Annotated in this window: 11 protein-coding genes; 3 read left to right on the top strand and 8 right to left on the bottom strand. The window is 74.2% G+C overall.

Features of this window, described 5'->3' with window-relative positions:
* Window positions 1–123: 123 nt before the first annotated feature.
* Window positions 124–1482: an endo-1,4-beta-xylanase gene (locus tag OG335_RS01260; protein WP_405009068.1), complete on the bottom strand. Its 1359-nt coding sequence runs from the start codon at window positions 1480–1482 to the stop codon at window positions 124–126.
* 571 nt (window positions 1483–2053) lie between these two features.
* Between OG335_RS01260 and OG335_RS01255 the strand changes: the two genes are divergently transcribed.
* Entirely contained in the window at window positions 2054–3388 is a 1335-nt protein-coding gene (locus OG335_RS01255) for an ABC transporter substrate-binding protein (RefSeq protein ID WP_405009067.1), read from the top strand.
* 96 nt (window positions 3389–3484) lie between these two features.
* Here the strand turns inward: OG335_RS01255 and OG335_RS01250 are convergent, their stop codons facing one another.
* From OG335_RS01250 to OG335_RS01240, 3 genes are all read right to left on the bottom strand, one after another.
* Window positions 3485–3772 carry a hypothetical protein gene (locus tag OG335_RS01250; RefSeq protein WP_405009066.1) on the bottom strand — a complete coding sequence of 96 codons (288 nt, stop codon included), beginning with the start codon at window positions 3770–3772 and terminating at the stop codon, window positions 3485–3487.
* Between the two features lie 51 nt (window positions 3773–3823).
* A complete protein-coding gene (locus OG335_RS01245) occupies window positions 3824–4141 on the bottom strand; it encodes a hypothetical protein (RefSeq protein ID WP_405009065.1) in 318 nt (105 codons plus the stop codon).
* Between the two features lie 189 nt (window positions 4142–4330).
* Window positions 4331–5173: a helix-turn-helix domain-containing protein gene (locus OG335_RS01240; RefSeq protein ID WP_405009064.1), complete on the bottom strand. Its 843-nt coding sequence runs from the start codon at window positions 5171–5173 to the stop codon at window positions 4331–4333.
* Between the two features lie 148 nt (window positions 5174–5321).
* Here OG335_RS01240 and OG335_RS01235 point away from each other — a divergent pair, with 148 nt between their 5' ends.
* Complete coding sequence (locus OG335_RS01235; RefSeq protein ID WP_405009063.1) at window positions 5322–6080, top strand: SDR family oxidoreductase; 759 nt, start codon at window positions 5322–5324, stop codon at window positions 6078–6080.
* Window positions 6081–6141: 61 nt separating this feature from the next.
* On the opposite strand, the gene OG335_RS01230 is transcribed toward OG335_RS01235, so the two are convergent.
* On the bottom strand, window positions 6142–7305 hold the full coding sequence (locus OG335_RS01230; protein WP_405009062.1) for a tyrosine-protein phosphatase: 1164 nt from the start codon (window positions 7303–7305) through the stop codon (window positions 6142–6144).
* 133 nt (window positions 7306–7438) lie between these two features.
* On the opposite strand from OG335_RS01230, the gene OG335_RS01225 reads away from it, so the two are divergent.
* Window positions 7439–8200: a GntR family transcriptional regulator gene (locus tag OG335_RS01225; RefSeq protein WP_405009061.1), complete on the top strand. Its 762-nt coding sequence runs from the start codon at window positions 7439–7441 to the stop codon at window positions 8198–8200.
* An 87-nt stretch (window positions 8201–8287) separates the two neighbouring features.
* On the opposite strand, the gene OG335_RS01220 is transcribed toward OG335_RS01225, so the two are convergent.
* The 3 genes from OG335_RS01220 to OG335_RS01210 are packed head-to-tail and all read right to left on the bottom strand — an operon-like array spanning window position 8288 to window position 13490.
* Entirely contained in the window at window positions 8288–8599 is a 312-nt protein-coding gene (locus OG335_RS01220) for a hypothetical protein (protein WP_405009060.1), read from the bottom strand.
* The gene (locus OG335_RS01215) at window positions 8596–12801 is read right to left on the bottom strand and encodes a DUF6531 domain-containing protein (protein ID WP_405009059.1); all 4206 of its coding nucleotides are present in this window, start codon (window positions 12799–12801) and stop codon (window positions 8596–8598) included. The genes OG335_RS01220 and OG335_RS01215 overlap by 4 nt, the downstream gene beginning before the upstream one ends.
* The gene (locus OG335_RS01210) at window positions 12798–13490 is read right to left on the bottom strand and encodes a hypothetical protein (protein ID WP_405009058.1); all 693 of its coding nucleotides are present in this window, start codon (window positions 13488–13490) and stop codon (window positions 12798–12800) included. The genes OG335_RS01215 and OG335_RS01210 overlap by 4 nt, the downstream gene beginning before the upstream one ends.
* Window positions 13491–13519: the final 29 nt, after the last annotated feature.

The following is a 13519-nucleotide window of genomic DNA, read 5'->3' as shown; positions in this document are numbered from 1 at the left end:
GAGCGCGGACGCACGACGTGACGAGGCCCGCACCGGCGGCCCCCGGCGGATGGGGCCGCCGGGGGCCGCGCGGTGACGGGCCGGCTCCGGCGGCAGCGGGGGAGCCGCCGGAGCCGGGACGGGTCACGAGGCGGTGCAGGCTCCGATGCTGGGCGCGTTGGTGTTGCCGTTGGTCATGACGGTGAAGCCGAAGCTGGTGGACGCCCCGGCGGCGAGGCTCCCGTTGCCGTTGGGCTTCATGGTCATGACGTTGCCGCTGCTGTCCCAGGTCGGGGTGCCGCTCCAGGTGGCGGAGATCTTCTGCGGCGAGGTGAGCGTGACGTTCACGCTCCACGCGGTGATGGCGCTGCTCCCCGCGGTGACGGTGACCTGGCCGTTGAAGCGGTCCGACCACACGTTGGTCCGGGCGTAGGTGGTGGTGCAGGTCGCGGTGCCGCCGCCGCCCCCGCCTCCGCCGGTGGTGCCGCCGAGGGCGTTCAGGACGGCGGTGTAGGCCGGCTTCTTGCCGTAGTTGTCGTCGAAGAGCAGCGGGGTGCCGCTGCTGCGCCACGAGTACTTGTCGGGGATGCCCCAGACCGTCATGCCGGTGCAGCGGGTGACGGCGAGGCAGGCCGTGGTGACCTTGCCGTAGCTGGTGGCCTGGGCGGTGCCGGAGCCCTCGATGTCGAGCTCGGTGATCTGCACGTCGACGCCGAGGTCGGCGAAGCGCTGCAGGTTCGCCTGGTAGTCGGACGGCACGGGCGAGGCGCTGTTGAAGTGCGACTGGAACCCGACGCAGTCGATGGGCACGCCGCGCTGCTTGAAGTCCTTGACCATGGCGTAGACGGCGTTGCTCTTCGCGTTCTGGCCGTCGGTGTTGTAGTCGTTGTAGCAGAGCTTGGCGTTGGGGTCGACGGAGCGCGCGGTGCGGAAGGCCTCCTCGATGTAGCCGCTGCCGAGCTTGTCCTGGAACGGGGAGCTGCGGCGGGCGCCGCTGGATCCGTCCTGGAAGGCCTCGTTGACGACGTCCCAGGCGTAGATCTTGCCCTTGTAGTGGGTCATGACCTGGGTGATGTGGTTGTTCATCGCGGTGCGCAGGTCGGTGGCGCCGAGGCCGCCGACCCAGCCGGGGAGCTGGGAGTACCAGACCAGGGTGTGGCCGCGGACCTTCATGGACTTGCTCTGGGCGTGGCTGACGATCTGGTCGGCGGCGCCGTAGGTGAACGTGTTGCGGGTGGCCTCGACGGCGTCCCACTTCATCTCGTTCTCGGGTGTGACGGCGTTGAACTCGGCGTCCAGGGTGGAGGCGTAGGCACTCTCACCGAGGTGGTTCGCGGCGACGGCGGCGCCGAAGTAGCGGCCCTTCGCGGCGGCGGACCCGGCCAGCGTGGACGCGGCGTGGGCGCTGCCGGCCAGGCCGGTCGTCACGACGGCGCCGGCGAGGCCCGTCGCGAGGAGGGCGCGGACGACGGTCGGGCGGATGCGGCGCGGGAGTTTCCTCAACGTCGGTCTCCTTCGTCGGACCGGGCCCTGGGGAAGTGGGGGTGCCCGGTCGAGTGGGGTGGGTGGGGTGGATGGGTGGGGGGTCGGGGCGGTTGCGGGCTCCGGGTGGCACGGGTGGCACGGGGTGCTCGGGGTGCTGGGGGTGCTCGGGTGCGTCGACAGGCGGCCGACACGTTCCGGAAACCTTGCGGAGTATGGTCCGGCTGTTTTCGAGCCCGCAAGAGTTACCCCCAAGTAACTTTTGCCGCCACCGGTGCGGACCTCCGGGCGTGCCGCGTTCCTGACGGCAGGTCAGTTGCCCTTTCGCGCACCGTTGTCGAGCCTGGCCGGACGGGGTGAACCTGCGGGTCGACGCCGGGTCGGGGCCTGCCGGGGGCGCTGTTCCCCACCCGCGGTCGGCGGGTTGTCGCCCCCGGATGTGCGGGCGTGGCGTGGCCGGGAGGTCGGTGCGTCACGTTCCGATAACCCTGTGCACGGGGGTTGACCCTCTGTCAGGGCGGGTCCTAGCGTCGCAGCCGCGCCACAGATTTCGGCAATGATGCCGAAAAGTTTCGAAAGGCTTGATGCTCCGATGCAACGCCCCATCCGGCTCCCTCACCTGCTCGCGGGCGGCACCGCCCTGCTCCTCGGCCTGACACTGGCCGGCTGCGGATCCGACCCCGGCGCCGACGCCGAGGCCGTCGACAGCGGCACCGGCGAGATCCACGTGCTCGTCTACGGCGACGCCGCGAACAAGGTCGAGAAGCAGCTCGTCGAGACCTTCAACAAGACCTCCGAGGTGAAGGCCGTCCTGGACACCATCCCGGGCGCCGACTACCAGCAGAAGCTCCAGACCGTCATCAACACCAAGCAGGCGCCGGACGTCTTCTTCAACTGGGGCGGCGGCAGCATCAAGCCCTTCGTCGACGCGGGGCTGCTCATGCCGCTCGACGACATGATCGTCCAGGACCCCGGTCTCAAGGCCAACTTCCTGCAGTCGGTCTTCAACACCGCGGTCATCGACGGCAAGGCCTACGGCGTGCCGATGCGCGGCACCCAGCCCGTGCTGCTCTTCCACAACAAGAAGGTGCTCGCCGACGCGGGCCTCACGCCGCCGAGGACGTGGAGCGAACTGCTCGACGCCGTACGCACCCTGAAGGCGAAGGGCGTCACCCCCATCGCCCTCGGCGGCGGCGACCAGTGGCCCACCCTGATGTGGTTCGAGTACCTCTACGACCGCATCGCGGGCCCGAGCGGCCTCACCGACCCCGGCCTCTTCCAGAAGGCGCTGAACGGCAACCGGGACGCCTGGGCGGGCGACGACAGCAGGAAGGCCCTCCGGCTGATCCGGCAGCTCGTCGACGCGGGGGCCTTCGGCACCTCGTACGACTCGGTGAAGTTCACCGACGGGGGCTCCCCGGCGCTGCTGGCCCACGGCAGGGCCGCCTTCGAGCTGATGGGCTCCTGGGAGTACTCCACGCAGCAGGACGCCGCCCCGGAGTTCGCCGCGTCCGACCTCGGCTACGGCTCCTTCCCGACCGTCCCCGGCGGCAAGGGCGACCCGAAGAACGTCGTCGGCAACACCAACAACTTCTACTCCGTCGCCAAGCGGACCAAGCACCCGGCCGCCGTCGCGGAGTTCCTCAAGCTCCAGTACTCCGACGAGTTCGTGCAGGCGCAGTTGGGCGTCGGCAACCTGCCCACCACCACCAACACGCCGAAGTTCCTGGCCACCGCCCCCAACCCGGCCTACTCCACCTACCAGTTCGACCTGGTCAGGGCCGCGCCGTCGTTCGAGCTGTCCTGGGACCAGGCGTACCCGCCGGCGGCGAGCACGCCCATCCACCGGGCCGTCCAGGACTTCTTCGCCGGCCGGATCGACGAGAACGGCTTCGTCAAGGCCATGCAGGCCCTGCCGACGGGCTGATCCACGGGCGGGTCACGGCAGTTCCTCCTGAAGCTCCTCCTGCGGCACCGGTCGGCGGTGCCGCAGGAGGTACCACGGGCGGCCCGGCGGGGCCGGTCAGCAGAACCAGCCGTCCTGCACCCAGCCGTGCCGGTTGATGTCGCCGTAGGCGAAGCCGTACACCCAGCCGCTCTGGGTGCGCTCGACCAGGAACGTCTGGCCGGTGTACAGCGTGCCCGTCCAGGCGCCGCCGGGTGCGGTGCGGACGTACAGGTCGTGGGCGCAGACGGTCTCGCGCCGCCCGACGGTGCCGTCGGCGGCCAGGGCCGGTGCGGCCGTGAGCGTCGCCGCGGCGAGGGCGGCCGATGCCGCGACGGTGCGCAGGAGGGTGCGGGTGACGGTCACGGAGATGCTCCTCGGTCGGGCGGGTCGGGGGAGTGGGCGCGGCGTGCCGCGTCACCAGGAGCCGTAGCCGCCGAGGCACTCGATGCGCACGTAGCCCCAGTCGCCCTTGCCGAAGTCGAAGGTCGCCGCCCAGCCGTTGTAGACCGGGTGGGCGCCCCTGGTGTGGCCGACCTTGTTGCCGGCGCCGAGCACCCGGACCAGCCCCACCGGGCCGGAGGCGCTGTCGTAGTTGGCGTAGAAGCTCGCGCTCTGACAGACGATGACCGCGTGTTCGGGCGGGACGACCGCCCCGGCGGTGCCGGTGGCGGCGACGGAGGGTGCCGCCACGGCGGCGACCGCCACCAGGGCGCGAGCGAGGGACATCCGCATGGTCGGCTCCTCTGCCGGACGGTGCTCCTGACGGTGCGGCCGGGACGCGCCGGTGCCGTCGCGGCACGGGCCGTTCGTGCGCGGCGCGCGGTGCGGGCACCAGTGTGCCGTGTCCATGTCCACCCTGGGTAGGGGTGGTCGGTGAACTCCGGGTTTCCGGCCGCCGTGTCCGGGGCGGCCCGCGACGGGTCAGCCCGCGCCCGCGCCCGCCATCGCCGGGGCCGACAGCTCGGCGAGCAGGGCGATCCGCTGCGCCGTCCGCGAACCGGGCTCCGCGGTGTAGGCCACGATCAGGACGTCCGGGTCGCCGGGCAGGGTGAGGCTCTCGTAGGCGAAGTCGAGCGCGCCGGTGGCCGGGTGCCACAGGTGCTTGCGGCCGTGGGTCTTGTCCTTCACCCGGTGGGCCGCCCACATGGCGCGGAAGTCGCCGCTCCGGTAGGAGAGTTCGGCGATGAGCGCGGTCAGCCGGGGATCGTCCGGGTGCCGGCCCGCGTCCAGGCGCAGGAAGGCGACGGCGTCGGCGGCCACCTCCTCCTCCCAGCGGGTGAAGAGCGTCCGCGCCGCCGGGTCGAGGAAGATCTGCCGTGCCGCGTTGTAGCCCCCGGGCACGGCCGAGAAGCCGAGGAGGGCGTCGGCGATCGCGTTCCACGCGAGCACCTGCATCCGGCGGCCGAGGACGAAGGCGGGTGCGCCGCCCAGGGCGTCCAGCACCGACCGGACGCCCGGCCGGACGGCGGGCTGCGCGGGCGTCCGCGGCGCCGGAGGGCGGGCCAGGTCGAAGAGGTGCCGGCGTTCGACCTCGTCGAGGGCCAGCGCGCGGGCGACCGCCCCGAGCACGGAGTCGGACGCCGCGGGCCCCCGGCGCCCCTGCTCCAGCCGCACGTAGTAGTCGACGCTCACCCCGGCGAGCCGGGCGACCTCCTCGCGGCGGAGCCCCGGCACGCGCCGCGGGCCGTATCCCACCAACCCGACGTCCTGCGGGCGCAGCCGGGCGCGACGCGAGCGCAGGAAGTCCCCCAGGGCGTTGTCCATCGGCCCAGCTTACGGGCCGTCGGCCGGGCGAGCCTGGTACTGCCGGACCTACGACGGGCCGAGCCCTGGGCGGAACCCCGTGCCCGGGGCGAGGGTGGGACCGCCGACCCGTCCGGGCCGGCACCGGAGCCGACCGAAGGACACCCGCATGACCTACCCCTCCCTCGCCGGACGCACCGCCCTGGTCACCGGAGCGGCCAGCGGCATGGGCGCCGCCACCGCACGGCTCCTCGCCGCGGGCGGTGCCACGGTGGCGCTCCTCGCCCGGCGCACCGACCGCCTCGCCGAGCTGGCCGCGAAGATCGCCGCCGACGGCGGACGCGCCCTCGCGGTGACCGCGGACATCACCGACCGGCACGCGGTGCAGGGCGCCGCGGACACCGTCCGCACGGCGCTCGGCGGCATCGACCTCCTGGTCAACGCGGCCGGGGTGGCCCTGCCCAACCCGGCGGACCTGCACCGGCTCGACGAGTGGACGCGGATGGTCGACACCAACCTCACCGGCACCCTGCACGTCATCGACGCGTTCGCCGACGACCTGGTCGCCGCGGCCGCCGCCGGCCGGTCCGCGGACCTCGTCACCGTCTCGTCCGTCTCGGCCCGCACGACCTACCCGGCGTTCGCCGTCTACGCCGCCACCAAGGCCGCGGTCAGCCACCTGTCCGCCTCGCTGCGCACCGAGTACGGCCCGAAGGACGTGCGGGTGAGTGCGGTCGAGCCGGGCCTGACCGACACCGAGATCGTGCAGCACATCGACAACCCCGGGCTGAGCGCGCAGTTCGCCGCGATGATGGACGCCGTCCCGGTGCTGCGCGCGGAGGACGTCGCGGACCTGATCGCCTACACCGTCAGTCGCCCCCGGCACGTCCACCTCGCGCACTCGCTGGTCGTCCCGACCCGGGGCTGAGCCCGGGCCGGGATCGCCCCGCGGCCCGGGACCGAACCGCGGGTGCGGGCTGCGGGTCGGCTCAGCCGACGAGCAGCTGCCGGCGCAGGTCGCGCAGGTCGCGCGCGTCGAGGCCGAGGCCGGTGCGCAGGTAGCCGTCGAAGGAGCCGTAGACGCGGGTGACCTCGGCGAAGCCGGCGTCGAGGTAGGACGGGCGCACGTCGAGGAGGGCCTGGTAGGCGGGCCGCATCGACGCGGGCACCTGCTGGAGGGCGGCGGCGTTCTCGGCGGCGCGGTAGGTGTTGCTGGCGAGGTAGTCGGCGTTCACGGTCGCGCGGGGCACGCCGAGGGCGGTGAGGACGGCGGCGCTCGCCCAGCCGGTGCGGTCCTTGCCGGCCGTGCAGTGGTAGAGGACGGCGGCCGCGCCGCGGTCGGCGGCGGCGCCGACCAGCGTGGTGTACGCCGCGCGGCCGCTGTCGGAGGAGACCATGGTGCGCTCGACGTCCTCCATCATCTGCACCGCGGCGGCCTCCGTGGCGGGCAGCGAGCCGGCGATGCCGCTGCCGAGGACGTCCGCGACGACGTAGGTGGTGCCGGTGGGGACGCGGTCCGGGGAGGCCGCGCGCTCGGAGGCGGTGCGCAGGTCGATGTCGGTGCGGATGCCGAGGCGGCGGAGCGTCGCCAGGTCGGCGTCGGTGAGGCGGGCGAGGTCGCCGGAGCGGTAGAGGACGCCCATCCGTACCCAGTGGCCGCCGCTCGTGCGGTAGCCGCCCGCGTCGCGGAAGTTGGGGGCGGAGGCGAGGTGCAGGGAGCGGTCGGCGAGGGTGAGGGACGCGCCGTGGTCGGGCACGATCTCGAACCACCAGCGGTCCGCGCTGCCGAGTCCGGTGATCGTGGCGGTGTCGCTGCCGCGGCCTGTGGCGACGGCGTGCCGCCGGTCGATGTGCTGGGGGTCGCGGCCGGCGAGGACGGTGACGTGGCGGACGCCGGGGGCGGACCAGGCGACGGTGAACGAGCCGTCGGCCTGCCGGGTCACGGTCGCCGCGGTGAAGGGGATCGCCTGCGCGGACCGCGCCGGTCCGTGCGCGGCGGCCGGGTGGGCGGTGGCGGCGTCCGCGACGGAGGCGGTGCCGGCCATCGTGCCGAGGGCGAGCGCCCCGGCGAGGCCTGCCGTGACGAGCCGGCGGGCGGTGGGGCGGGCCGTGGGGTGGCCGGCGGCAGCGGCGGCGTTCAGGGGCTGGGACATGCTGTTCTCCAAGGTCAGGGCGGACATCTATACGTCTAGATGTCGGAGCTGACGCGCAGGGCGACCGCACGAGGAGCGGAGATGAACGTGACGTGTCGGCGCCGCTCCACCGCGCTGCCGTAGGATGCGCCGGGTGTTGCAGCGCCACGGGACCGTGCCCCTCTACCTCCAGCTCGCCCGGCACCTGCAGGGCCGCATCGACAGCAGGGACCTCCCCCCGGGCGCGCGACTGCCGAGCGAGTCCGAGCTCGCCGACCGGTACGCCGTCAACCGGCTGACGGTGCGTCAGGCCGTCGCCGAGCTCGACCGCGCCGGGGCCGTCGAGATCCACCGCGGCATCGGCACCTTCGTCCGCACACCGCCCACCCAGGTGTCCGTCGACGTCAGCCCGCGCAGCCAGCGGATCGCCTCTGGGAGCCCCGCCGCACCGGCCGACCCCACGGCCCCGCAGCCCGACCCGGCGACCGCCCGGGTCGAACGCGTCCTGCGCACCGCCGACACCGCCGAGGGCGAGGCGACCCGCGCCCTCGGCCTGCCGGCCGGGCACGTCCGCCGCATCGACACCCTCATCGACCCCGGGGGCAGCCCGCTCGCCGTCAGCAGCTACTGGCTCGCCGCCGACCTCCTGCCCGCCGTGCTGCCCGCGCTGGAGGACACCGCCAACCTCGCCGCCGCGCTCCACCGGGTGCTCGGCGAACCCGTGCGGTACGCCTGGCGGGCGTTCTCCGCGACCGCCGCCGACCTCACCGACGCCCCGCTGCTCGGCGTGCCGACCGGCCACCCGCTGCTCGTCCGCGAGGGCGTCAGCTGCACCGCCGACGGCACGCCGGTGTACTTCGTCCGGCGCCGCCTGCGCGGCGACGCCGTCCGTTTCGTCCTGCACTACCAGGACTGAGAGCCGAGAACTGAGGCCTGATGGCTGAGAACTGAGGGCCGGGAGCCCGGGCCAGACCGCCCGGGCCGGGCTCCCGGTCCTCCGGCGTCAACCCTGCGGCGGCGCCGTCCAGGCCGCCGACCCGGCCGGCGGCGGAGGCAGCACCGGCCACGCCGACCGGTCGGCGTCCGCCTCCCAGTACGGCACGTCGCCGTGGTAGAGGAGGTACGCCCAGTGCTCCGGCTCCTCGTGGCACACCAGGTCGGGGTACGGCTCGAACTCCACCGCCCCCCACTGCGCGTTCAGCCGGGCCACGGCCTCGGCCCGCGGGATACCGAAGAGCGCGCACAGCGCGTCGGCGACCTCGGAGAAGTACGCGGTCGTCTCCGCGTCGGCGTGCATCAGGAACGCGTCGCTCATACGAGCCCCGCGTACGAGTTCTGCATCAGGCTCGCTCCCCGGTCCGTGTAGAAGGCCATCTGGTGGCCGCGCAGCGTCATCGGGATGTTGGGATTGCGCAGCGCGGGCATGTTCATCAGCATTCTGCCCTCCACCATGTCGTAGTCGTGCATCGCGCCGCCGCCGCGGTTGTGGCGGATGAAGTCGCCGAGCGCCTGGTCCTCGTTCGCCCCGAACCGGCGGCTGTTCAGCGCGTCCAGCTCGTTGCGCGGCACCTGGAAGTGCATCACCGCGGGCCCGCCGTTGGTGTCGTTGCCCAGCCGCTGCGCCCAGCGCTCCGCCTGTCGGCGGTCGTTGGTGACGTAGAAGCCGCCGCGGCCGAAGTCCATCGGCCGGGGACGGAAGTTGGGGTTGATGCCGTTGTCGACGATCGACTGGGCACCGTTCCCGGTGGTGCCGTGGTAGAGGTTGACCATGCCCGCGTCCAGGCCGAGCGGGTCGCTCCACGCGTGCGGGTTCGGCACGTACCCGTACGGGTCGGGTCCGGCCTCCAGTCCGAGCGGGTCCGGGCTGATGTAGCGGGCGGTGCGCGGGTCGTAGTAGCGCAGCACGTTGTAGTGCAGGCCGGTCTCGGCGTCGGCGTACTGCCCGGGGAAGCGCAGCGGGCAGTCCGCGGCGCCCGGCACGGCCGGGTCGCCGGCGGCGGGCGCACCCCACAGGGTGGACCGCGCCTGCCACGCCACCGTGCCGTCCGCGCCGACCAGTTCGGTCGGCGCGCCGACCAGGTCGGTGACGATCGCGTGGAAGCGCCGGTCGACCTCGTCCTGCGGCAGCGCCCCGGCCGGCAGGTGCCGGCGGGTCTGCGCGACCGGCCGCTGCCCGCCGACGCTCCAGTCCCAGCTTGTCACGGTGGTGCCGGACGCGTCGGCGTGCACCTCCTCGGCGAGCTGCGCGCCGTCCCACGCGAACCGGGTCTGCGCCAGCACCGCGGTGCCGTCCGCCGTCAGGTGCACCTTGCCCGTCCGGCGGCCCGTCGGGTCGTACCGGTAGCGCCAGAGCGTCCCGTCCGGCACCCGCACCTCGACCAGCTGGTCGTGGCTGTCCCAGCGGTACTCGCGCACCTGCCGCCCGCCGGACAGCAGTCGGCGGGTCTCCCGGACCAGTCGCCCCTGCCCGTCGTACTCGTACGCGGTGCGCCCGGCCGTCCGCAGCCGGCCCAGCTCCAGCAGGCGTGCGCCGTCGCTGTCCTCGACGGCCGGGCCGGGGGCCTCGCCACGGGTGACGGCGCCCTCGCTGTCGTAGGCGTACCGCTCCGTCCAGCCCGCGCCGGTGACGGCCGTCACCCGGGCCGCCGCGTCCAGCTCGAACGTCCGGTCGCCGCCGTCCGGGCCGGTGATCCCGACGAGCGCGCCGTCCGCGCGGTAGTGGTAGCCGCGCCGCCGCGCCGGCCCGCCGGCGGAGGCCAGCGCCAGCGCGGTCAGGCGGTCGGCGGCGTCCCAGGTGCTGGTGAGTTCGGCGGCGCCGAAGGTGCGCCGCACCTCCCGGCCCGCCGCATCGTACTCGAAGGCGATGGTGCCGTCCGGCCCGGCGAGGGACTGCGGCAGCCCGTCCGGCCCGTAGCTCCACCGCGACTCCGTCCCGCTCGGCGTGCGGCGCAGCACCCGCCGGCCGGTGCCGTCGTACTGCGAGGTGACGACCGCGCCGTCGCACTCCTCGGTGAGGGGGCGGCCCGCGGCGTCGTAGGTGTGCCGCAGCACGCTGCTGCCGTCGGAGACCGTCAGCACGCGCCCGGCCGCGTCGTACGTGTAGCGGGTGGTGCGGCCGTCGGCGACGAGCTCGACCGTGCGGCCGCGCGCGTCGCGGCGGTACTCGACCGTCTGGCCCGCGCCGTTGGTGCGGGCGACGATCCGCCCGGCCGGGTCGCGGGTGTAGGCGATGCTGCGCCCGGCGAAGTCCGTCTCGCCGACGATGTCGCCGACCTCGTCGTACCGGTACGTCCACCGGGCGCCGTCGCCCCGGGCCACCTCGACCAGCCGCAGCTGGGTGTCGTAGCGGAAGGCGTACCGCGTGCCGTCCGGGGCGGTGCGGGCGGCGAGCCGGCCGAACGCGGTGTACGCGAACCGGGTGACCGCCCCGGAGGTGTCGCGGTGCTCGACGAGGTTGCCCTCCGGGTCGTAGCCCCACTCCTGGCGCGAGCCGTCCGGCTCGACCTGCCAGGCGGGCCGCCCCTCGACCGTCCAGCCGTACGAGGTGACCGCGCCGAGCGGGTCCGTCATGGTGGCCGGGCGGCCGAAGTGGTCGCGGACGACCTCCACCACCGCGCCCGTCGGGTCGCTGGTGCGCACCGGCAGCCCGGCCCGGTCGGTCGCCACGGAGGTGGTGCGGCCGAGCGGGTCGGTGACGGTACGGGCGTGGCCGCCGGGACCGTTGCGGTAGACCGTGCGGGCGCCGAGCGGGTCCGTGGACTCGGCCAGCGCGCCGTGCTCGTCGTACCGGTAGCGCCACTGCGCGCCGTCGAGCGCGGTCAGGGCGGTGATGCGGTGCTGCTCGTCGCGGACGGCCTCGCCGGCCGTGCCGTCCGGCAGGATGCTCACGGCGAGGTTGCCCGCGGCGTCGTAGCGGAACGCCGTGGTGCCGCCCAGCGGGTCCGTTCGCGACAGGAGGCGGCCGCGGTCGTCCCACTCCGTCAGCGCGACCGCGCCGTGCGGGGCGGTCTCGCGCACGGTGCGGCCGTGCTCGTCGAGGTGGAAGACGGTGCGGTGGCCGAGCGAGTCGGTCATCGTGGTGGTGCGCCGGACGTCGTCGTAGGCGAACACCGCGTCGAGGTGGCCGCCGTCGCCCCGGGTCTGCACGCAGCGGCCGGCCCGGTCGTACAGGTAGCGGTAGCGGTAGCCGAGACGGTCCGTCCAGGAGCTGATCCGGCCGGCGGGGTCGTAGGTGAACCCCATGGCGAGGCCCGAGGAGTTGGTGACGGCCGAGAGGTGGCCGTTGCCGTCGTAGCCGAAGCCGACCAGCACGATGTCGGGTTCGGCCGGCGCGGCGTCCGCGCCCGCGGTGTCCGGCTGGACGGCAGCCGCCTGGGCGGCATCCCCCTGGACGGTGTCCGCCGGTGCCTGCCCGGCCGCCACCGGGTCCGGTGCCGGTGGTTCGGCCGGGAGCAGCCGCAGACCGGTGATCCGCGGCCCGGCGGTGTCGATGCCGACCCGGTAACCGCCGCTGTGCCGCAGCTCGGTGGGCACGCCCCGCGGTCCGTGGAGGATCTCGATGCGGTTGCCCGCCCGGTCGGTCACCGCGGCGAGCGGCAGCGGCAGCGCCCCGGTGCGGCGCGTCGGCGGGCGGGCGCCGTCGGGCAGCGGGGCGAAGTGCCAGCAGGTGCCGGAGTAGGGGTCGGTGACGCGCAGTCCGCCGTCGGGGCCGTCCCAGGAGAGCGGCCAGGCCGGGCCCTGCACGGGCTGCACCTGCTGCCCGTGCGCGGGCACCGGGTAGACCAGCAGCATGCCGTCCTCGGTGGCGAACACCACGCCCTCGTCGTCGAGTTCGAGGTACTGGTCGAGGGTGGAGGCCCAACTCGGCCCGAACCAGCCGCCGCTGCGGTAGCTCGACACGTGCGTGCGGGAGAGCACCAGGGGCAGCACACCGGGCAGGGTGACGTCGGTCTGCGCCAGGACGACCTCGCCGGAGGCGATGTCGACCGGGTCGCTCCGGGTGTTGCGGCGGTTCGACTGGATGTCCGTCCGGCCGGGCCCGTCGGCGTTGCCGCGGAGGTCGGCCGGGGGCTTGGGCGGGGCGGGCTTCGGCGGGGTCGGCTTGGGCGCGCCGCCGCCGCTGCCGCTGCCTCCTGCGACGCTCGCCCAGCTCCGGGTGCCGGAGCCGGCGGCCGGGACGGTGCGCGGGGCGGGGGTGCCGCTGGTGATCCCGCCGAGACTCCGGGCGACGTCGGCCTCGTTGGCGCGGTGGTTGGCGGATGTCTGCTTCAGCCCCTTGCCGACGTCGTCGAGGTGTTTGCCCAGCGCCTTCTGGCCCTTGGTGACGGCCTCCATCAGCTGGTCGACGCCGGTCTCGGCGGCCTGCGCGAGCGCGCCCCGGCCCCGGGTGCGGCCCTGGGCCCGGCGCGCGCGGCCGAGATGCCGGTCGCCGGAGTCGTTCATCTTCTCGGAGTGCTCGCCGAACCTGCCCGCGAGGGTGTCGACTTCGAGGGGGTCGTGCCGGAACTCGCCGCTCATGCCTGGGTCCTCGTTCCGCCGATGCCCAGCTGGTCCATCGAGTCGTCGGCGCCGCTGCGCAGTCCGTCCTCGCCCGCCCGTGCGACCTCCGTCATGTCGACGCCGTCGCCGAGGCCGACGGCCTCGGAGCCGAGCTGGATGACGAGGTTCGCGGCCATGCCCGCGACGGCGCTGATGATCGGCCCGGTGGCGGCGGAGACCAGCTGTTCGACGATCTGCTCCTCGGCCTCCTTCAGCGCGCGCCGGACGATCACCCGGGTCGCCTGGGTGGCGCTGACCGCGGCGACCTCCGACAGGCCGAAGGTGAAGGGCGCCGCCGCCTGGGCGGCGATCACCTCGGCCGCCATGATGACGAGTTGGACGATGGCGGCGATCTTCGCGGCGGTGATGACGACGGCCACCCCGTCCAGCACGGCGGCCGCCACCCCGCAGCCGGTCACGAGCTGTTCGATGTGCTCACCGGAGAGTTTCTCCCAGTGCGCGTTGAAGGCCTCGGCCGAGGCTCCGGAGTTCGAGGCCATCATCCGCTGGACGGCCTGGTGCGACTCCGCCGCGTGATCGCGGATGTCCGCGGCGAACTCCCGTAGCGAGTCCGCCATCTCCCGGTAGTCGTCCTCGTCGACGTTCGGCCAGTCGATGCCTATCAGGTCGAGCACCCACGCCAGTTCGTCGGGCAGCACAACGCCCACCCCACCCACCCCCGTACATGTTCACGTTC

Source organism: Kitasatospora sp. NBC_01539 (genome assembly GCF_045040525.1).
Classification (GTDB): Bacteria; Actinomycetota; Actinomycetes; order Streptomycetales; family Streptomycetaceae; genus Kitasatospora.
Note: the sequence above shows the minus strand (reverse complement) of the source record. Positions and strands in the feature narration are given on the sequence as shown.

Excerpts from the sequence above, each read along its gene's own strand:
- OG335_RS01255 (WP_405009067.1), top strand. The coding sequence starts at position 2,054 with ATGCAACGCCCCATCCGGCTCCCTCACCTGCTCGCGGGCGGCACCGCC.
- OG335_RS01245 (WP_405009065.1), bottom strand. The coding sequence starts at position 4,141 with ATGCGGATGTCCCTCGCTCGCGCCCTGGTGGCGGTCGCCGCCGTGGCG.
- OG335_RS01240 (WP_405009064.1), bottom strand. The coding sequence starts at position 5,173 with ATGGACAACGCCCTGGGGGACTTCCTGCGCTCGCGTCGCGCCCGGCTG.
- OG335_RS01235 (WP_405009063.1), top strand. The coding sequence starts at position 5,322 with ATGACCTACCCCTCCCTCGCCGGACGCACCGCCCTGGTCACCGGAGCG.
- OG335_RS01230 (WP_405009062.1), bottom strand. The coding sequence starts at position 7,305 with ATGTCCCAGCCCCTGAACGCCGCCGCTGCCGCCGGCCACCCCACGGCC.
- OG335_RS01220 (WP_405009060.1), bottom strand. The coding sequence starts at position 8,599 with ATGAGCGACGCGTTCCTGATGCACGCCGACGCGGAGACGACCGCGTAC.
- OG335_RS01215 (WP_405009059.1), bottom strand. The coding sequence starts at position 12,801 with ATGAGCGGCGAGTTCCGGCACGACCCCCTCGAAGTCGACACCCTCGCG.